This is a genomic window from Vibrio sp. B183 (assembly GCF_000740665.1).
In the GTDB taxonomy this organism is placed as follows: Bacteria; Pseudomonadota; Gammaproteobacteria; order Enterobacterales; family Vibrionaceae; genus Vibrio; species Vibrio coralliilyticus.
The window spans coordinates 137,619-157,264 of sequence record NZ_JPQB01000012.1 but is presented as its reverse complement, the minus strand read 5'-3'; the positions used below and the strand labels follow the sequence as shown (position 1 = coordinate 157,264).

The following is a 19,646-nucleotide window of genomic DNA, read 5'->3' as shown; positions in this document are numbered from 1 at the left end:
TCCTTCCGCACCATAAATTAGAATAGTCTTTTGCCTATGCCCGGCAGGTCTATCGCCAAGCGGTAAGGCAGCGGCTTTTGATGCCGCCATTCCCTGGTTCGAATCCAGGTAGACCTGCCATATTCAACGTTATTGAGATTTTACCAATTATCTTAGTAACTACAGATTGAGTTGCGGAAGTGGCGGAATTGGTAGACGCACCAGATTTAGGTTCTGGCGCCGCAAGGTGTGAGAGTTCAAGTCTCTCCTTCCGCACCATTATCTAGATAGCTTTTGCTATCACCCCGTAGGTCTATCGCCAAGCGGTAAGGCAGCGGCTTTTGATGCCGCCATTCCCTGGTTCGAATCCAGGTAGACCTGCCATATTCAACGTTATTGAGACTTTACCAATTGTCTTGATAACTACGATTAAGTTGCGGAAGTGGCGGAATTGGTAGACGCACCAGATTTAGGTTCTGGCGCCGCAAGGTGTGAGAGTTCAAGTCTCTCCTTCCGCACCATACTTAATCACTTGGCTACGTAGCTCAGCTGGTTAGAGCACATCACTCATAATGATGGGGTCACAGGTTCGAATCCCGTCGTAGCCACCATTAATTTAGATTGCTAGCTAAGGCTAACAGTCCTGTAGATTCAAGACGCGGAAGTGGCGGAATTGGTAGACGCACCAGATTTAGGTTCTGGCGCCGCAAGGTGTGAGAGTTCAAGTCTCTCCTTCCGCACCATCTTGATATAATCTACGTAAACAATTTACGCGGAAGTGGCGGAATTGGTAGACGCACCAGATTTAGGTTCTGGCGCCGCAAGGTGTGAGAGTTCAAGTCTCTCCTTCCGCACCATAAATTGAATAGTCTTTTGACTATGCCCTGCAGGTCTATCGCCAAGCGGTAAGGCAGCGGCTTTTGATGCCGCCATTCCCTGGTTCGAATCCAGGTAGACCTGCCATATTCAACGTTATTGAGATTTTACCAATTATCTTAGTAACTACAGATTGAGTTGCGGAAGTGGCGGAATTGGTAGACGCACCAGATTTAGGTTCTGGCGCCGCAAGGTGTGAGAGTTCAAGTCTCTCCTTCCGCACCATACTTAATTACTTGGCTACGTAGCTCAGCTGGTTAGAGCACATCACTCATAATGATGGGGTCACAGGTTCGAATCCCGTCGTAGCCACCATTATTTTAGATTGCTAGTTCTGACTAACAATCCTGCAGATTAAGACGCGGAAGTGGCGGAATTGGTAGACGCACCAGATTTAGGTTCTGGCGCCGCAAGGTGTGAGAGTTCAAGTCTCTCCTTCCGCACCATATTTATTGTGAAACCCAGCTTTATGCTGGGTTTTCTTTTATCTGAACAAACCTTTTACTCATTGTTTACTCATTGATTAAACGCTTTCCCCAGACATAAAAAATCCAGCCGAAGCTGGATTTTACTTAAAGTCATGACTTTCTAATATGCTGCGAAATTACTTTCTTAGCCTAGAAGCCCCAACGCTGAGTTGGGCGCCTGCTTTGCTTGAGCAAGAACGGAGCTAGATGCTTGAGACAAGATCTGAGCTTTTGTTAGTGCTGTAGTTTCTTTGGCGAAATCAGTATCTTTGATTCGGCTCTTAGACGCATTTACGTTTTCGTTAATGTTATCTAAGTTGTTGATCGCATGGCTGAATCGATTCTGGAAAGCACCAAGTTCTGCACGGTGGCTATCCACAAATTTCAACGCTGAATCGACAATCGCAACCGCTTCTTGAGAGCCTGCAACCGTAGTGACATCGATAGTATCAACCGTTACCGCTTGGGCTGGGCCCATGCTCAATTCACCAGCCAGTGCCCCACCGAATGTCACATCACCGGTGACACGGTTATTATCAGTAAAGACTTGTAAGTTACCATCATCTCCAACAGATGCTTTGACCATATCTGTCTGACCGTTGATGTACGTAGCCAGCTCTTCAATATCATCACCTTCTTTCGCATTTATTGTGATGTTTTGTTGTTCACCAAATACATCTGTCAATGCAATAGTCAAGTCATTGGAACCTGCTTGCACGGCCCAGTCTTTGTCTTTGGCATTGGCTGCAGAATAGCTATTACCACCCATCATGCTGTTGTCACTACGCATGTTGTTCAGTGTCAGCATAACTGCTTCACCATTGTCAGCACCAATCTGGAATGACTTAGTTGAGAATGTACCGTTCAGTAGCTTGTTACCACCGAATGAAGTGGTTTCAGCAATACGGTTCAGCTCGTCGTTCAGTGCAGTGATCTCTTCCTGAATCGCAACACGTTCAGACTTAGAGTTCGAGCCGTTTGCAGATTGTAGTGACAAATCACGCATACGTTGCAGAATGTTAGTCGTTTCATTCATAGCACCTTCAGCTGTCTGCGCCATGGAAATACCATCATTCGCGTTACGTACAGCAACGTCTAGACCTCGGCTTTGTACATTCAAACGGTTAGAGATCTGCAAGCCTGCAGCATCATCTTTAGCACTGTTGATTTTAAAACCAGAAGATAAACGTTCCATTGAGGATTGCTGTGCATTAGATGCGCTATTTAGGTAGCGCTGCGCAGTCATTGCCGCAACATTCGTGTTTACATTAACCGCCATAGTGGTTACTCCTATTGATTTTCCGTAGATCGGAAGTTTCGAAAGGTTTCCGACGTCTCGGTAAACCAAGTTCTCTCAAAGTAACCTTATTAGCGACGATAAAATGATTATCTTTAGAGCAATTTTAAAAATTCCTACGAAAACTAGGGAGAAGAGTAAATATGTTGATCAAATCAGCAGATATGAAATCTATTGCTAAAGTTTTTGCTAAAACAGCCGGGGGAGTGAGGGGGTAAAAGGGTGTTTGTTTAAGAATAGCAGAGGTAGGCTAGCCTGTATAACAGGCAAAAGAAAAGCCCCTTTTCCTTTGAGAGAACCGGGGCTAGTGTGGTAGCCATTGTGGAGATCGAGAGAAATGATCACAGCCTGGCTGCCGTGTGCATAAGTCACTTGGTTAATTAGAGCAGGTGTGAGAGAGAACTCTAATTACCTTATCACCTATGCTTGCCGAAACATCTTCGCTAGCCCCACGTCTAGGTTAATGCTAGTGAAGATATCTACTGCTACTGCAATAATGACATTGCAGAATTTGGCAACTGTTTTGCTTGGGCTAGAATCGAAGTACCAGCCTGTTGCAGGATTTGTGCTTTGGTCATCGCGGTCGTTTCTTTCGCAAAATCTGTATCGCGGATTCGACTGTTTGATGCCTCTACGTTTTCTTGGATGTTGGCCAAGTTATTAATACTGTGGCTTAATCGGTTTTGCTTAGCACCTAAGTCTGCACGTTGTGAATCAACGTATCGCAGAGCTGCATCCACAATACCAACCGCATTCTGCGCGCCACCAACAGTATTTACATCAATATTTTGAACAGTTGTATTCAGACCCGGTCCACCATTTAAACCCAGTTCTGAAGCAAGACCGCCGGAAATATTTAGGTTACCTTCCAAGTTCGGCTCTGCGGCAAAGATCTGCAGCTTACCTTCTTCATCCACAGACGCTTTCAATTTATCAGTCTGACCATTGATGTACGTCGCCAACTCCTCGATGTCATCACCATCTTTCGCAATGATATCTAACGTGATTGCTTCATCATCTTTAGTCGTGAACTCAAACTTGAGATCTTTAGCTGTAGGAGGAACGCCCCAATCTTTAGTCTTAGGTTGCTCAGCAACAAATGACTGTCCACCCATACGGAAGTCATCCGCACGAATACTGGTTAGGCCCATGATAATTGCTTCACCTGAACTCGCACCTATCTGGAACGATGCTTCACCAAATGAGCCGTTAAGCAGTTTTCGGCCACCAAAAGATGTCGTTTCCGCAATACGGTTTAGTTCATCTTGCAGTGCTTCAACTTCTTCGTTAAGAGCCTGGCGCTCAGACGCAGAGTTTGTTCCGTTCGCTGATTGCAACGACAAGTCACGTATACGCTGTAGGATAGATGTCGATTCGTTCATAGCACCTTCCGCTGTCTGGGCAATGGAAATACCATCATTAGCATTTCGCATGGCAACATCCAGACCACGTGACTGTGCTGTCAAGCGGTTAGAGATCTGAAGACCCGCAGCATCGTCTTTTGCACTGTTGATTTTCTGACCTGAAGACAATCTTTCCATCGAGGTGTTTAAGTCACCTGTGGCCTTGTTCAGGTAACGCTGGGCAGTCATTGCCGACACGTTAGTATTTACAGTAATGGTCATAGTTTGCTCTCCTAATGAGTTCGCAAGTGCTTTGCGAAGCGGCCAGCTTAATCTCAGTTGGAAGCACTGACCGTAAATGACTTGCTAAGCAGGAAACGCCTGCTTAAAACCTGTTCGTTAAACTCTTGGTTTTATCAATACAAGTAGTGTGCCAACTTTAGAAAACGAATAATAAAATAATTTTATCTATAATTTTCATACATTTAATGAGATTAGAACCTTAGAGTACTCATGCTCATTTTATCGCCACACTCTGGCGGCAATGACCTTGCCGCCTATTTGCCACTTGGTTGCCATTGCCATACAGGCGATGTTTCTGACCAAAGGGCAATACCTGGACTTCGCACATACGGCTTAGCACGTATGGCATTGAAGCTAGATGTAATTAAATAATGTTAAATCTTTGGTTTTACCGAATGCTTGTTGAGAAGCTTGAAGCGCACGTGAGTTTTCATTGAACTCAATGATGGCATCGGCATAGTCGAGGTCTTCAAAGTTACTCTTGGATTTTGCCAAGGTCATTTTAAAGTCGTCATGTTGTTCTTCTTGAATATCCAGTGTATTCAGGCGAGCACCGACATCGGTCCTTGCCTTGTTCAGATGAATAAATGCCGCGTGGAACTCTTGAGTAATCTGATGAAGCTCCGCAGTATTTGACGTATCTGACACTGAGCCTTCTGCTAATTTCATCGCTTGCTTAAACGTATCAAAGATACTGTACGTTTTTCGCGGCTCTAGGGTAATCGCATCACCTTTGGTTATTTGGCCTTTGACCTGAATCGTGACATCTTCAAACTTAATCCCAATTGCAGGGTCAAAGTTATCTGCTTTAACTACCGCCCCATCACGCTCAAGCTGATAGCCATAATTTCCATCAGGCATGTCAACAAACGTGACTTTGTACGTCGATTGGTCATCTGGATTGGTATTTATCGCTCGCTCAAGCAGCAATTCTGAGACACCTTTGAGATCATATTTAGGTTCAAAGTCTCCATAAGGATTGTCGATTTCCATAAACAGTTTGCTGCCCGGATCGTTGATTGGCATTTCCAAGCTGTTAGAGATCTTCATCTTACGTTGGTAATCATCACCGGCATAAACCACATCACCATCTTTATCACGGAAAAACGGCTGGTTTTTCGGCTTAGTCCCCGCAAAAATATAGTTACCTGATTCATCTTGCACATTGGAGAGGTTGAGGAAATTATTCGAAATTTCCAACAACTCACGGCGCTTCGCGATTCGATCTTCAGGTGATAAAGAACCATTAATCATCTCCATAACTGTACGCTTAGCTTCATCAGCATACTGTTCCGCATTGGCAATAATTACTTCATGGTGCTCTAGACGGTTGCGACTAAGTACAATCGCATCGGTAAACTGGCGTAACTGCTCTTTCTGTTGACCAATGTTTTGGATGTAATGCGTTGCTAGCGGATCATCACTGGCTCGCATTAACTTCTTACCCGAAGCTAGCTGAGCTTGATTGTGGTGAACTTTGGCTTCCTGGCGGCGTAAATCATTCTGTACCGATTGATAGTTGTGGAAGCTGGAAATACGATTCATCATTTATCTGCCCCCCTATCTCAACGCCAATATGGTGTTAAAGGTATCGTTCGCCGCTTGCATAATGCGCGATGATGCCATGTAAGCCTGCTGAAACTTCATCATGTTGGCTGCTTCTTCATCGAGGTTCACCCCGGAGATAGAAGCGACCCTTTCTTGCGCGGCTTCTTTCTCCAGACGTGATACGTCGGTTAAGCGAGACGCCGTTGACATTTGCAGGCCTACGTCAGTATTCAGGTTGTGGTAGATATCCAATACCGTTGATTCACCATCATTGAGGTGTTTGTTGGTCTGGATATTCTGCATTTTAAGTAAGTTGCCGTTATCACCTTCGGATGGGACAAGGTTTGCCGTGAACTTGTCATTAGCAATCGCCCCTGCAGACAACTCAAACGTGGTGCCCTGTACAGTCACAGGTCCTGTTGGCGGGTAAGCCTGAGGCTGAAGTAGAATCTTGCCTTTGGTGTCCGTGACGGCAAACTGCTTCCCGTCCGGCGAGATGATCACTTCGAATTCGCGTAAATCGCCCGCAGTATCAATAGAGAAAGTCGCACTACCTTGGGCAAACGTCGTCGAGGCTTCGTAACTCTGAGCAGCAATAGCAGATGGGTCATTAGTTGCCATCTTCATCTGCGCCGCACCGTTTCGTGTCGGTCTGATCAACACTCGTTCACCCGCTTGCAGGCCGTTGTTGATATCAATACGAATGCCGTCAAGTGATATTGAGTTTCCAACTACTGGAACAATCGACATCTCACCATTAGGGCGAGTTATATAGTAATCACCACCGTTAAACTGAAGCGAGTACTGACCACCCACTAATTTATTGGTATCTTCAATGTACACTTCCAGATCGGCAGTTGAATTAGATGATGTCACCACACGGGACTTGGCCACTACTTCAGAGTTCACATCAGTAAAAACTAACCCACCGATATTCCCCCTAAGATCCAGACCTTGAGATTGAAGTGCATTCACATCATAAGAAAACGCGGTCGCCATCTTACCTAATTCATCCATCAGGTACGGGATTTTCTCGTCACGCATTGTCAGCATCGCACCAAGTTTACCGTCGATATCTTTGGTAGTGATGGCTTTGATGCCTTTACCTTCAATCATCGCCAAACGGCGCTGATGCACATCAGGATAACCATCAATCATTTTTAGCTGGCTAGCCTCTGTACCCGATACTAGGGTGTGTCCGTTACCAATATGAACGTTAAAACCTTCAGCGTTTTTGCGCGGCGTTACCGTCACTTTGGTGTACTCAGACAGCTCTGCTATCAGCTTTTCATGCTGATCCATTAAATCATTGTGCGGGCCAGGTGTACGCATCATTAAGCGATGCAGGTCCCTGATTTCAAGGGCAAGCTGGTTTACTCGCTCAATGCCGAGATCGAGCTTTTTGTTGGTGACATCGGACTGTCTGCGTATGGTTTCGTGGAAGTCATTGAGGTTCTGCGTAATAAGATCTGCTTTTTCCAGCACTACTTTTCGTGCGCCAACATCATTAGGGCTATCCGCTAGTGACTTGACCGCATCAAACCATTCATTGAGATTTTCAGGAATTTTTTTCGACGCGACTGATGACAACATGTTGGATAGCATTTCCAAGTTAGCCTCATCATCGACCTTATGAGCGTAGTTAGTCGTTGAGATGTTCATCTCATTGACGGCAAACTGATCCCAAGAGCGGCGAACTTTTTCCACATGCACACCCATGCCATAGGTTTCCCCGCCGTATTGGCGTGGCATATTCGCACCTTGGATCACCGACTGACGGCTATAACCCTCTGTATTTACATTAGAGATGTTATGACCCGTGGTGTTAAGTTGTCTCTGAGCCGTCAGTACGCTTTGCGAACCAAGATTCAGAAGATCAGACGCCATATAGCCCCCAGGAAACCCAATAAAATCAGTAGAACTGAATAACTTAGTTAACTAAAAGCAATATACGTGCCAAATGCGGGATGCGGGATGCGGGATGCGGGATGCGGGATGCGGGATGCGGGATGCGGGATGCGGGATGCGGGATTATTTTGCTTTTCTGAAGACCATTCCTGTCAACATTTTTACCACAAGTTAAAGTTATAGCCTTCGCTCTCGTTAAAGCACTCACGCTTAAAAACAAACTCACCCGAAGGTGAGTCTACTTACATCTGATCGATTTGCGCTTTTACTCTTAAAACCTTGTTAGCGTACTGCGGGTCAGTCGCATAACCAGCCTGATGAATACCATGAATAAACTGCTCATTGTTGCCTTGATGGCGAAGTGCCATGGTGTAGCGAGGGTTATCATTCAAGAAGCGCACATAATCATTAAAGCTTTCTTCAAAGTTAGAGTACGAGCGGAAAGCCGCTTTTTCTTTTACCGGCACACCTTGATGATATTCTAGGGTCTGCGTCGCAACCTTATCTCCACCCCAGCTCTTATCAGCTTTGATGTTAAACAAGTTGTTGCTGCTACCACGGCCATTACTGACCACTTTTTGCCCCCACCCCGTTTCCAACGCAGCCTGAGCCAATAACAACGAAGAGTCCACGCCCAGTGCTCGTGCTGCTTTTTCAGCATACGGCTTCATGGATGTCACGAAAGACTCTGGAGACTCGAATGAAGTGGGTGTTGAAGCAGCCGTAGTAACAGGAGCAAGCTCTGCATTCTCTCGGCGAGATTGGCGGACATGGTCAATTTTGTTCATCAAAGCTTCGAAATCGGCTTCGCGACTGGCAGCATTAGGGTTTTCCACTGACCCTGAAGTGAGTTGGGCTACGATCATATCTGCTAGCCCAAGAGAGCCAGAGGAACTGAGTTCACTCGCCATTTGCTCATCCATCATCTGGCGATAAAACTGCTGATTTTGGCTGTCCATCAACCCTGATTCAAACGTTGAGTTAGCATCACGCATCGATTTAAACAGCATGGAAGTAAAGATGGATTCGAACTGTTTGGCTGCTGCAGTCAGTGCCTCTCTTTCACTGTTTTCATCCCCGCCCACCGCTTTCTGACGTAATTTGTCGAGATTAGCGATGTCGTGGATGAAACCGATGTCTTTTCCATTGTTAATCATAACGCTTCTCCTTAGATTACGATCAACTGACCTTCGATCGCACCCGCCTGTTTGAGCGCTTGGAGGATAGCCATAAGATCTGACGGTGCTGCACCAACCTCATTTACGGCGCGGACCAAATCATCTAAGGTCAAGCCAGGTTCGAATTTGAACATCTTGCCCTGTTCTTCAGTAACTTCGATATCCGTATCGGGTGTCACCACCGTTTCACCACCACCAAATGCATTTGGCTGGCTTACATTAAGGTTTTCCTTGATTGCGACCGTCATGCCGCCATGGGTAATCGCAGCTGGTTTAAGGCGTACATGTTTACCAACCACAATCGTTCCGGTACGAGAGTTAACAATAATTTTCGCTGAACCCTCGGCCGGATTAAACTCAAGGTTCTCGATGGCAGAGAGGAAAGAAACGCGTTGAGAGATATCACGTGGAGCGCGGACTTTGACAGAAGTAGCATCAATCGCTTGAGCCATTTGTGGGCCAAGGAAATTATTCACTGCATCAGCCATACGCTGCGCTGTTGTAAAATCAGACTCAAGTAGATTAAAGGTAATGTAGTCGCCACGACCAAATGGTGACGGGACTTCACGCTCGACAATCGCACCATTAGAAATCATACCTGCTGTTGGATTGTTACCGACGATTTTAGATCCATCAGCGCCAGTAGCACTAAATCCACTCACGACCAAGTTGCCTTGTGCAACGGCATAAATTTGCCCATCAAGACCTTTCAACATGGTCTGCATCAAGGTTCCACCACGTAAGCTTTTTGCTGAACCGATAGAGGTGACTGTGACGTCGATAGTCTGGCCTTGCTTAGAAAAAGCCGCTAAGTCAGCCGTAACAATCACAGCCGCAACATTCTTTGATTTCGGCTTGGTACCAGGTGGAAGCTGAATGCCGAAATTTTCGAGCATAGCGTTAAAGCTTTGATCGGTAAAAGGTGTTGATTCACCTGTACCCGGTAAACCCGTGACCAAGCCGTAGCCGACCAATTGGTTGCTTCGTACACCTGCCACCTGTGACACATCTTTGATACGTGCGGCATAAGCCGGTGTGGATGCAATGATCAAACTCGTCAATAACAGAATCAGCTTCTTCATCGGGATACCTTTCGTAAATACTCTGTGCCAAAACTTCGACTTCAGATGGCTTTATAAAGCCACATTAAAGAATCGTGCCAAGAATCCCGGCTCTTGCATATCTTGTTGAGTACCTGTGCCTGAGTAGCGAATTCTTGCGTTTGATATGCGGTTTGACGCAATTGTATTCTCATAAGAGATATCATCTGGACGGATCGTGCCGCTTAAGCGGATATACTCATCCCCCGTATTGAGCGTCAACCATTTCTCACCTCGAATCACAAGATTGCCATTGGCCAGTACTTCAACCACTTCAACAGTAATCGAGCCAGAAATGCTGTTACTCTGGTTGGCCGCTGCGCTACCACTGAATTTGTTATCGTTACTTAAATTGTATGAGAAGTTGTAATCGCCGATGTTAAGCTGTTGACCACCAACTTCAAGCGGGTCCATTGATGCGTCGTTGTTTTTCGACAGATCCGCATCCGAGCTTTTGGCTGCCTTAGTATTTTCATCCAAAGTCACGGTGATGATGTCACCTACACCGCGCGGCTTGGAATCATCGTAAAGGCTGCTTGCTTGAACCGTATTGAATAGAGACCCAGTCTCTGCCGCATAGTGCTCTGGCTGATGCTTGGGGTGAATTGGCGCCCAAGCGGGATCACCAGCAACCGGATCGGTTCTGCCACGAAGCGTATCAACGATACCTGAACTTTCGTCTTGAGACTTATCCCCTTCAACAGCATCTACCGTAGTCGTACCCTGAACAACATCGGATGTTTCAATTGGCGCTTCAAGCATCGAACAGCCCGATAACAGGGCAATAGCCAAAATGGTCAGTAAGCGATTCATTAGCAATTCCTCAATATTCCAGGCTTATAGTTGCTGGTTAACGAAGCTCATCATCTTGTCGACGGCAGAGATGACTTTAGAATTCATTTCGTACACACGCTGCGCTTCGATCATGTTAACTAGCTCTTCCGTCACATTCACGTTAGAGGTTTCCAACATGGATTGACGAATGTCACCAAACCCATCAAAGCCAGGAACACCTTCTTGAGGATCGCCACTAGCACCCGTTGGTAAGTACAAGTTCTGGCCGATGGGCTCAAGGCCACCTGGGTTAACAAAATCCACGGTCGCAATTTGCCCTACGACCTGATTATCTTGTTGACCACGAACACGCACTGACACTTCGCCGTCCGTACCAATCGTAATGCTAATTGCATCTTCAGGGATGGCGATTTCTGGCTCTAGTGGATAACCAGCACCTGAAGTCACCACGACACCTTCATCGTTAACAGTAAATTGGCCGTTGCGGCTATAACCAATGTTGCCGTCTGGCATTAGGATCTGGAAGAAGCCATCACCTTCAATCATCATGTCGAGACTGTTATTGGTCGTTTGAGTATTACCTTGAGTGTGAACCTTTTGAGTTGCGACCACTTTAGAGCCCGCACCCAACATCAAACCACTTGGTAACTCGGTGTTTTGTGAGGACTGACCACCCGGCTGATTAATGTTCTGATAAAACAGATCTTCAAATACCGCACGGCTCTTTTTGTAACCAACCGTTGACGCGTTCGCCAGGTTATTTGAAATCGTAGAAATATTGGTTTGTTGGGCATCCAAACCCGTTTTACTTACCCATAATGCAGGATGCATATCTCTCTCCTAATAATCTGGTTAGCTCATACGAAGCAAAGAGTCAGACGCTTTGTCCATTTCTTCTGCCGTGCTCATCATCTTGACCTGCATCTCGAACTGACGCTGAAGGTCAATCAGATTGGTCATTTCGCCAATTGCATTGACGTTACTGCCCTCCAGCGCACCGGTCAGCAGTTTGACGCCGGCATCCATTTCGTATGCGGCATTAGGATCTTTGGAACGGAATAACCCGTTAACATCTTTGTATAGTGATTGATTATTGGTGCTAGTGAGCTTGATTCGATCGACGATTTCTATCGCATCCGCCGGCGCGCCCTGAGGAACTACAGAAATCGTACCGTCAGTGCCAACTTCAATTTTGCTGACTGGAATAGGTATCGTAATTGGCGCTCCAGTCTCTCCTAAGACTAAGTTGCCATTACCTGTGGTAAGCATGCCATTGACGTCAACTTTCATGTTGCCGTTGCGAGTCAGACCTTCTTTGCCTGTGTTATCAAGAACAGAGATCCAACCTTGATCTTGAATGGTGACGTCTAAGTCCCGCCCAGTAGTAATCACACTACCCTGCTGGAAATTATGGCCCGGACGCTCTGTCATGCTGAATACACGGCTTGGCATACCATCACCGTATGCTTGCATAGAACGGGCTTGCGCCAAATCAGCACGGAAACCCGTGGTACTGACGTTTGCTAGGTTGTTCGCTCTAAGCTGCATAGCCTGCATATTCTGCTTTGCGCCACTCATAGCGAGAAACAGTGCACGATCCATAATTTGCTCCAATAATCACAATTCAGATCAATTAAAGCAAATGGTATGCCAGTTTTTATATATCGTTATTTATCAACAACTTAACTAGTGGTTTTGTATCAGGAAGAGTAATAGATGAAAAGAATTGCCATAGGTGGCAACAATAGCAAGCTGGTTGTTGCCACCAGCCTGCTATTCAGATGATTGCGGAATGTCTTTAAACTCTCAGAACCATGATTAACGAATCTGCAGGATGTTCTGTTGAGTTTGGTTATGCACTTCCAGAGAACGTGAGTTCGCTTGGAAGTTACGCTGAGCAGAGATAAGATCCACCAGCTCCTGTGTCATATCGATATTGGCTTGCTCAAGCACGCCACTCGAAATCGTACCAAAGGAGCCCTTGTTTGATTCACCCCAAATCTTGTTGCCAGAGAACTGAGTTGAATCCCACTGAGTACCACCTTTCTTATCCAGACCTTGCTCATTAGGCACTCGGACTAATGCAACTCGACCTAAGATAATGTTCTCACCATTCGAATAAGTACCAAGCACGCTACCGTTCTCATCGAAATCAACTTTGGTCAGGAAGCCAGTCGTTGCACCGTCTTCATCAAACTTGGTTAATTCAAATGGAGCGGCAAACTGTGTCGCATCCTGTAGACCAAATGATAATGTTTGGTTGATATCCGCACCATTTAGCTCTACTGGGTTTGCACCTGTACCAAGTGGCTCAGAAACAATGTTCTGACCGTTGTTCAGACTTGCTAACGTACCATCATTATTGAATCGCATAGTGTGACCAACATGACCCGTAGGCGCCGTTACATCACCACCAACTATGTTGATTGGCTTCTCACCGGCGCTATCAGTAACGGTGTAATACGTTTGCCAAGTATTGGCTTGGTTCTGATCTTTCAAGTAGTAAGTCGTCAACTTGTACGACTGACCCATGGAGTCATAGATAGTCGAAGACGTTGAACGGTTGTAGGTTTCCGGATCAGAAAAATCAAACAATGCAGGGTCTTTCAAATCTCCACCAGCAGGCAGGTTAACACCTACATCAATATTCGAAGTCTGCTTAGGTTTACCAAACTCTTTCGGGATATTAATTGGCGAAGGCTCGTAAGACAGTACATCGCCCGTGTCTTTGTTGACCTGATAACCTAACAGGAACTCATCATTCGCTGTTGTCATGTAGTTATCTTTGTTCAGGTGAAACGCGCCATTACGTGTCAACTCGTTGGTCGTTGGTGCCAGACGATCTTTAGCAACAGCAAAGAAGCCAGTACCAGACACACGCAAATCCATTGGGTTATTGGTATAAATACTTGAACCTTCATGGAATTGCTGAGCAACCTTAGCGGCTTGTACACCCTGACCAGGCGTGGTCTTAGCATGGGTGAACAGTGAATTAGAGTAAACATCACCAAACTCGGCACGGGACTCTTTAAAGCCATATGTGTTCGCGTTCGCAATGTTGTTACTGGTTGTGTTCAGATCTAACTGAGCTGCGGACAAGCCGCTTAATGCAACATAAGACATTCCAAAATCTCCTATCTAGCCAGCGTAATTACGCTTTGCCAACTTCTAGTACTTCAGCAAGTCGAACTGGCGACTCAAAGCCAGCCAGATTGAGTAGTACGTTACCATCACCTTTACCAAGCAAGACGCTATTTACGTTAGCGTAAGTCGAAACTTCAAAATCTTTCGCCTGCCCGTCCAGCAAACCTGATGCTTTCACATTGTATTTGCCAGCCGGCAATGGATTACCGTTTTGATCTTTACCATCCCACTCAACGCGGTTGTCACCTGCAGGTTTAGAACCGACATCGAAGGTACGGATCAGCTGCCCCATTTGATCTTCTACTCGCACCATTAGGTTATCAACAGATTGAGGTAGTTTGACCATAGCAGCCATGGAGCCATCATCAGCCTTCACCCCTGCTGCGCCCGGGACTAATACGTCTCGACCAACAAGTGATGATGCCTGAAGCGCTTGGTTAGAAGTCATCGACGCATTCAGTGTTTCAAACTGATTGTTCATTTTGCCGATGCCATCTACCGTCGCAAACGACGCCATCTGAGCAATCATCTGGTCATTGCTAACCGGCTTAAACGGGTCTTGCTGGGCAAGCTGCTTGGTGAGCAACGATAAGAAGTCTTCTTGTTTAAGATCCTGCTTACCTGTTGTTTCATCAGGCTTATTCTTGTCCTGAAGCTGTTTAAGCTGGTCAACATAGGACAAGCCACTCTGACCAACATTATTATTAATGCCCCCGGCCATATGTTACCTCCTATCCTTATTGACCCATCTGCAGCGTACGCAGCAGCATTTGTTTGCTTGCATCTGCTACTTGAACATTCGTTTGGTATGAACGAGAAGCAGAAATCATATTAGCCATTTCTTCCATCACATTAACGTTTGGCTTGTAGATATAGCCATCGTCATTTGCGAGAGGGTGCTCTGGGTTGTACTCCGCATCAAGCGGTTTATCACTTTCAACTATCCCTAACACTTGTACCGGCACCGTATGGTCTCGACCGTACTTAGCCTTACTTAACTCAGCACCAAACACAGCATGGCGAGCTTTATAAGTATCTTTCGCAGAGCTAGAGACACTGTCGGCATTTGCCAAGTTGCTTGAGGTTGTATTTAGACGAACAGATTCAGCGCTCATGGCAGAACCAGTTACATTGAAAACGTTAAACAAGCTCATCTAGTTACTCCCCTTTAATGCTTTAGTTAAGTTCTTGAATTTACTTCCTAAGAAGTCAAGTGATGCCTGGTGTCTGATTTGATTTTGCATAAACAAGTTACGCTCTAAATCTACATCCACCGTGTTGCCATCACCGGTGTCAGGTTGAGTCGGAAGTCGATAAAGCACTTCCCCTGTCACTTGCGTAGAGGCAGGAATATGCCGACTGTCGGTACGACTAAGCCCAATGCTTGCCCCCGATGTTGCCGCCTGCAATGCCTTTTGGAAGTCCATGCCTTTCGATTTGTAGCCAGGAGTGTTCGCTTGAGCAATGTTGGTGGAAATCACCTCAGCATTGCGCTCACGTACGCCCACCGTGTATTGGTGGATACCTAATGCATTGTCGAAAGATATAGCCATGTTAACCTCTACATAAAGAACTGACCGTTACTACTGAATAACAAAGCAATTAGCGTACCAACTTTAATTGAATCGTAATTTCTTTGTTATAAGCTCATCAGCAATTACCACGCCAAAATGTGAAATTGTGGAGCAATGGAATGTCATTGTAAGTATAGAGAAACAATCCAAATACGAAAAAGCCCAGCGAGTAGCTGGGCTTGAGTTAAATGGATTCGGCTTATTTAAGTTTATAAATAATACCTGGGTTACATCGGACCATCTCGAAACGGTCAGTTAGCCCAGTTAAAGACTCAGACGCCCCAAGTAGTAGGTATCCTCCAGGGTTTAAACTGTTAGCCATCTGATTTAAAACCTGTGATTTCATGTCCGGGGAGAAATAAATCAATACGTTACGACAGAAAATGATGTCAAACTTGCCGAGCAAAGCGTAGCTGTCCATTAGATTTTGAGGGCGGAAATTAACTAGACGCTTAACATTGTCTTTAACTTTCATCCGGCCATCGCCAGCATCTTCAAAGAAATTTCGACGACGTTCAGGAGACAAACCACGCCCTAAGGCAAGATTATCGTAAACACCTGCACGGCACATATCCAACATACTTGCGGAAATATCCGTTGCCGTTACAGATACGCTCGGCAACATTCCTGGCTTACGCTGTTGGGTTTCGAGAATGGTCATTGCCATAGAATACGGCTCCTGACCAGAAGAACTTGCCGCTGACCAAATTTTTATTGGTCGTTTGTTTGCCGCCGCTTCCGGCAACAATTTATTAGCAAGGACTTCAAACGGGTAAGTATCACGAAACCACAGTGTTTCGTTGGTTGTCATAGCATCAACAGCGGCAACACGTAACTCTCGGTTACGGCCAGTGACAACATCTCGTAGCAGATCGGACAAAGAGCTGAGCTTAAACTTTGTCACAAGAGGGCTTAACCGGCTCCTCACCAAGTACTGTTTACTGTCACCTAGTACGATGCCACATTGAGATTCTAAGAAACGGCTGAAATCACGATACTCTTGATCGCTTATAGTTATCGCTGTCATTTACTTCTCTTTATTCAGTAAGCGCAGTCTTCACTGCATTACCAAGTTCATCAGGGTTGAATTTCGCAATAAAGGAGTTGGCTCCCACACGTTCGACCATCGCTTGGTTAAATACACCACTGAGTGATGAATGGAGAATAACATAAAGATCTTTAAGATCAGGGTTACGCCTTATTTCTGCTGTTAAGGTATAGCCATCCATTTCAGGCATCTCGATATCTGAGATAACCAAAGAAATCTGATCATAGATACTACCTTCTGCTGCCATTTCTACCAGCTTCTCATAAGCTTGCTTACCATCAATAACAGCAATCGCTTCAAAACCCAGTGATGTAATTGCACGTTCAACCTGCTTACGCGCTACCGTTGAATCGTCAGCTATCAAAATACGGCGAACTATCTCTTTCTCTGATTCAACCTGGGCTATCTCCTCACCGATTGAAGCGTCCATTGTTTCATCCACTGGCGCGATTTCTGCAAGGATCTTTTCTACATCAAGAATTTCGACGAGCTCATTATCAATGTTGGTGACAGCAGTCAAATAGTTGGATTTACCAGCGCCTTCAGGTGGTGGCAGGATCGCTTCCCAATGCATGTTGATGATACGCTCTACGGACGTTACAAGGAAAGCCTGAATCGTACGGTTAAATTCAGCGATCACAACAAAAGCTTTTTCAACGTCAGTAGTCGGACGGCCGCCAACAGCTAAACTTAAATCAATAACTGAAACAGTATGGCCACGGATATGAGCCACCCCTTTGACTAGGTGGTGCAAGTTTGGCATTGAAGTAAGCTTAGGGCACTGAAGTACCTCTTTTACTTTAAATACGTTAATTCCATAACGTTGTCGCCCCATCAGACGAAACGTTAGGAGTTCCAATCGGTTTTGACCGACGAGTTGCGTACGCTGATTCACCGAATCAAGAATACCCGACATAAGCTCATCTCCATCTCAAACTTTCATGCTAAAAAAAATGGTAGTCTACTAACGGCCATGTAAAACTATTAGAGAAATAGAATGACATACTCAAAATCACACTTATGCTCATTTTCCATAACTAATTGTAGAGCTTTCTATAAAAACTTTTATAAGTCTATCGTCTTTTTATGCTTTTTCTTTAGTTTTTCAGCAACATCAGCCACGCCTGAGCAAATTATCAGTATTCAACAAGCGGCAGAAGAGTACGTCTTATCGACCATCGAATGGCCTACAGGCGGTACGTTTGAGGCAAGAGCGGCAAATATTGATAGCCGTGTCTTTGCCACCGATTGCCCAAGCAATTTAGACGCCTCTTCCTCCTCTACCAACCCCAACGCCAGTAACATCACTGTGTTAGTAGAGTGTAGCGAAGATAACTGGAAATTATATGTTCCTGTCAGACTGACGCGCTCTGGCCCTCAAGTTACGCTCGTTGGGCCGCTTAGCCGAGGCCAGATTATCTCACGACAAGATGTCACTATTAATATGGTAGACTTGCAACGCTTCAGGCGGCAAGGCTTTTCCAACATTGATGCCGTAATTGGCGCAAAAACAAAGAAAAATCTGCGTGCTGGCGAAGTTATTGAAAGCAATGATATATGCGTAGTTTGCCGCAATGAAACGGTCACAATCAAAGCCGTAAAGTCTGGTATGACCATCACAACCAAGGGCACAGCCCTCACAGATGGGTCACATGGTGAACAGATAAGAGTGAAAAATACAAAATCCAACCGTATAATTGAAGGGAGAGTCACAGGGATCTCGGAAGTGACGGTTATTTTCTGATCAATTTAAAAAAAGCCTAAAGTAATCCCTACTCTAGTCGATATTGACAACATAAGATTCTAAACACGTAAAGGCTCACACATATGGCAGGCATTGATAACATACGCTCTGGGCAGACGGTAACAACGTCGACAAGAAGCACAGCGCGTAATGAAAATAGCCCTTCTGCAACTGATTCAGCAAAGAAGTCAGAAGTTGCACAAGACTCTGTATCCTTAAGTAAACAAGGTAAGGCAGTCGGTGAAATGCATACCCAACTTGCTAGCCAGCCAAGCTTTGACCAAGCAAAAGTTGCCGCTATCAAAGAAGCTATTGCAAATGGCTCTTACAGCGTTGACCCGCAAAAGCTGGCTGATAATATGATCAAGTTCGAGAAAGAACTTGGTGGTTTTGAGTAACGAGTTTCTGTCATGGCAGCCCTAAGCAGTTTAGTTGAGTTCCAACTCAAAAGCGCAACCGATCTTTCATTGCTGTTAGAGAAAGAGAAAGCTGCGATCGCTAGCAGGGTGGCTAAAGAAATCGAACAGCTTGCCAAAGAAAAACTCACTTTAATTAACCAGCTTCAGCAGACTGACCAACGTATTAGCCAGCATCCCGATGTGGCGACTTTGACCAATGATCCAGAGTTGAGCCCTCTAGTCGATCAAATTCGTTCTATCGTCCATGATTGCCAACAAGCGAATGCAGTAAACGGTGAAGCCTTGCAACGCGCACAATTAAGCTTCAATAAGCTGAATAACCTAATGCAACAAACTCAGGGCAAACTGGGTATGACATACACAGCAGAGGGTCAAACCAAGAATGTCACTACCTTAGGCACTAATATCAAGGCCTAACCAACCTGAACACAAAAAAGCGGCAATGATTGCCGCTTTTTTTTGATCGAAGATTTAGAGAGAAATTTAGAAAAGAGTTTGTTGACGTTTTTCCGGAACGACCTGCACTTCACCATAATCACGGAGCTTGTTCATCTTCTTGATGTCCAAGCGCAATTCAGTAACGTAACTGTCGCCAACTTTGTAACTGCGTACCACTTCAGCACCACGAATGACACCATCTACAGCACCTGAGGTTAGTTCAGTCCCTAAACGTTGATCCTGTAAATCTGCACGTCCGCTCACTCGCATACCATATACTTGCTCAGCCAGTTCTCGATAGGCATCAATCTTAGAGGCGCGCATCGCTCGCACCTGACGCTCTTCATCTGTACGGCCTTTCTGCTCACTGATATTGGCATAGCCAACCGCTGTTAACCAATCATCTGGGCGCATATTCTGCAAAGGTTGGCAGCCAACCATAATCAACGCAACTACCAGTAAAAATAACTTCTTCATCTCAACTC

20 protein-coding genes and 11 tRNA genes are annotated in these 19,646 nt (G+C 45.5%); 15 read left to right on the top strand and 16 right to left on the bottom strand.

Going from position 1 to position 19,646, the window contains the following annotated elements:
• Nucleotides 1-45: 45 nt before the first annotated feature.
• The 11 genes from IX95_RS13725 to IX95_RS13675 all read left to right on the top strand — a co-directional run bounded on the left by IX95_RS13725 (nt 46) and on the right by IX95_RS13675 (nt 1,301).
• Nucleotides 46-120: transfer RNA gene (locus IX95_RS13725), tRNA-Gln, on the top strand.
• Nucleotides 121-173: 53 nt separating this feature from the next.
• Nucleotides 174-258, top strand: a tRNA-Leu gene (locus tag IX95_RS13720).
• A gap of 30 nt (nt 259-288) precedes the next feature.
• Nucleotides 289-363 (top strand) — tRNA-Gln (locus IX95_RS13715).
• Nucleotides 364-415: 52 nt separating this feature from the next.
• A tRNA-Leu gene (locus IX95_RS13710) sits at nt 416-500 on the top strand.
• 13 nt (nt 501-513) lie between these two features.
• A tRNA-Met gene (locus IX95_RS13705) sits at nt 514-590 on the top strand.
• A gap of 47 nt (nt 591-637) precedes the next feature.
• Nucleotides 638-722 (top strand) — tRNA-Leu (locus IX95_RS13700).
• A 29-nt stretch (nt 723-751) separates the two neighbouring features.
• Nucleotides 752-836 (top strand) — tRNA-Leu (locus tag IX95_RS13695).
• A gap of 31 nt (nt 837-867) precedes the next feature.
• Nucleotides 868-942, top strand: a tRNA-Gln gene (locus IX95_RS13690).
• 53 nt (nt 943-995) lie between these two features.
• Nucleotides 996-1,080 (top strand) — tRNA-Leu (locus IX95_RS13685).
• Between the two features lie 13 nt (nt 1,081-1,093).
• A tRNA-Met gene (locus IX95_RS13680) sits at nt 1,094-1,170 on the top strand.
• Nucleotides 1,171-1,216: 46 nt separating this feature from the next.
• Nucleotides 1,217-1,301 (top strand) — tRNA-Leu (locus IX95_RS13675).
• Between the two features lie 166 nt (nt 1,302-1,467).
• On the opposite strand, the gene IX95_RS13670 is transcribed toward IX95_RS13675, so the two are convergent.
• Both IX95_RS13670 and IX95_RS13665 read right to left on the bottom strand, forming a co-directional pair.
• Complete coding sequence (locus IX95_RS13670; protein WP_006957429.1) at nt 1,468-2,601, bottom strand: flagellin; 1,134 nt, start codon at nt 2,599-2,601, stop codon at nt 1,468-1,470.
• A 503-nt stretch (nt 2,602-3,104) separates the two neighbouring features.
• Nucleotides 3,105-4,244, bottom strand: coding sequence for a flagellin (locus IX95_RS13665; RefSeq protein ID WP_038160946.1), 1,140 nt, complete (start codon nt 4,242-4,244; stop codon nt 3,105-3,107).
• A 231-nt stretch (nt 4,245-4,475) separates the two neighbouring features.
• Here IX95_RS13665 and IX95_RS26525 point away from each other — a divergent pair, with 231 nt between their 5' ends.
• Nucleotides 4,476-4,637, top strand: a complete 162-nt coding sequence (locus tag IX95_RS26525) for a hypothetical protein (protein ID WP_160175000.1) — start codon at nt 4,476-4,478, stop codon at nt 4,635-4,637.
• Here IX95_RS26525 and flgL read toward each other — a convergent pair.
• From flgL to IX95_RS13600, 13 genes are all read right to left on the bottom strand, one after another.
• The gene (gene flgL, locus IX95_RS13660) at nt 4,620-5,813 is read right to left on the bottom strand and encodes a flagellar hook-associated protein FlgL (RefSeq protein WP_038160943.1); all 1,194 of its coding nucleotides are present in this window, start codon (nt 5,811-5,813) and stop codon (nt 4,620-4,622) included. The genes IX95_RS26525 and flgL overlap by 18 nt on opposite strands.
• A 12-nt stretch (nt 5,814-5,825) precedes the next feature.
• On the bottom strand, nt 5,826-7,700 hold the full coding sequence (gene flgK, locus IX95_RS13655; RefSeq protein WP_021458638.1) for a flagellar hook-associated protein FlgK: 1,875 nt from the start codon (nt 7,698-7,700) through the stop codon (nt 5,826-5,828).
• 263 nt (nt 7,701-7,963) lie between these two features.
• Complete coding sequence (gene flgJ, locus IX95_RS13650) at nt 7,964-8,878, bottom strand: flagellar assembly peptidoglycan hydrolase FlgJ (protein ID WP_038160940.1); 915 nt, start codon at nt 8,876-8,878, stop codon at nt 7,964-7,966.
• Between the two features lie 11 nt (nt 8,879-8,889).
• Nucleotides 8,890-9,981, bottom strand: coding sequence for a flagellar basal body P-ring protein FlgI (locus IX95_RS13645; protein ID WP_038160937.1), 1,092 nt, complete (start codon nt 9,979-9,981; stop codon nt 8,890-8,892).
• Nucleotides 9,982-10,032: 51 nt separating this feature from the next.
• Nucleotides 10,033-10,812 carry a flagellar basal body L-ring protein FlgH gene (flgH, locus tag IX95_RS13640; RefSeq protein ID WP_006957423.1) on the bottom strand — a complete coding sequence of 260 codons (780 nt, stop codon included), beginning with the start codon at nt 10,810-10,812 and terminating at the stop codon, nt 10,033-10,035.
• 24 nt (nt 10,813-10,836) lie between these two features.
• A complete protein-coding gene (flgG, locus tag IX95_RS13635; RefSeq protein ID WP_006957422.1) occupies nt 10,837-11,625 on the bottom strand; it encodes a flagellar basal-body rod protein FlgG in 789 nt (262 codons plus the stop codon).
• A gap of 21 nt (nt 11,626-11,646) precedes the next feature.
• On the bottom strand, nt 11,647-12,396 hold the full coding sequence (locus IX95_RS13630) for a flagellar basal body rod protein FlgF (RefSeq protein WP_019274766.1): 750 nt from the start codon (nt 12,394-12,396) through the stop codon (nt 11,647-11,649).
• Between the two features lie 216 nt (nt 12,397-12,612).
• On the bottom strand, nt 12,613-13,917 hold the full coding sequence (flgE, locus tag IX95_RS13625) for a flagellar hook protein FlgE (protein WP_038160934.1): 1,305 nt from the start codon (nt 13,915-13,917) through the stop codon (nt 12,613-12,615).
• 28 nt (nt 13,918-13,945) lie between these two features.
• Complete coding sequence (flgD, locus tag IX95_RS13620) at nt 13,946-14,659, bottom strand: flagellar hook assembly protein FlgD (protein WP_019274764.1); 714 nt, start codon at nt 14,657-14,659, stop codon at nt 13,946-13,948.
• Between the two features lie 16 nt (nt 14,660-14,675).
• Nucleotides 14,676-15,092, bottom strand: coding sequence for a flagellar basal body rod protein FlgC (flgC, locus tag IX95_RS13615; protein WP_006957418.1), 417 nt, complete (start codon nt 15,090-15,092; stop codon nt 14,676-14,678).
• Nucleotides 15,093-15,491 carry a flagellar basal body rod protein FlgB gene (gene flgB, locus IX95_RS13610; RefSeq protein WP_006957417.1) on the bottom strand — a complete coding sequence of 133 codons (399 nt, stop codon included), beginning with the start codon at nt 15,489-15,491 and terminating at the stop codon, nt 15,093-15,095.
• A 220-nt stretch (nt 15,492-15,711) separates the two neighbouring features.
• The gene (locus IX95_RS13605) at nt 15,712-16,539 is read right to left on the bottom strand and encodes a protein-glutamate O-methyltransferase (protein WP_006957416.1); all 828 of its coding nucleotides are present in this window, start codon (nt 16,537-16,539) and stop codon (nt 15,712-15,714) included.
• A 10-nt stretch (nt 16,540-16,549) separates the two neighbouring features.
• Nucleotides 16,550-17,476: a chemotaxis protein CheV gene (locus IX95_RS13600; protein ID WP_006957415.1), complete on the bottom strand. Its 927-nt coding sequence runs from the start codon at nt 17,474-17,476 to the stop codon at nt 16,550-16,552.
• An 81-nt stretch (nt 17,477-17,557) separates the two neighbouring features.
• Here IX95_RS13600 and flgA point away from each other — a divergent pair, with 81 nt between their 5' ends.
• The 3 genes from flgA (at nt 17,558) to IX95_RS13585 (ending at nt 19,140) form a co-directional block, all read left to right on the top strand.
• Nucleotides 17,558-18,304 (top strand): flagellar basal body P-ring formation chaperone FlgA, encoded by a 747-nt coding sequence (gene flgA / locus IX95_RS13595; protein ID WP_038160931.1) that lies wholly within the window; start codon nt 17,558-17,560, stop codon nt 18,302-18,304.
• A gap of 83 nt (nt 18,305-18,387) precedes the next feature.
• Nucleotides 18,388-18,702, top strand: a complete 315-nt coding sequence (flgM, locus tag IX95_RS13590) for a flagellar biosynthesis anti-sigma factor FlgM (protein ID WP_006957413.1) — start codon at nt 18,388-18,390, stop codon at nt 18,700-18,702.
• Between the two features lie 12 nt (nt 18,703-18,714).
• The gene (locus IX95_RS13585; protein WP_006957412.1) at nt 18,715-19,140 is read left to right on the top strand and encodes a flagella synthesis protein FlgN; all 426 of its coding nucleotides are present in this window, start codon (nt 18,715-18,717) and stop codon (nt 19,138-19,140) included.
• A 66-nt stretch (nt 19,141-19,206) separates the two neighbouring features.
• On the opposite strand, the gene flgP is transcribed toward IX95_RS13585, so the two are convergent.
• A complete protein-coding gene (gene flgP / locus IX95_RS13580; protein ID WP_038160927.1) occupies nt 19,207-19,638 on the bottom strand; it encodes a flagellar assembly lipoprotein FlgP in 432 nt (143 codons plus the stop codon).
• Nucleotides 19,639-19,646: the final 8 nt, after the last annotated feature.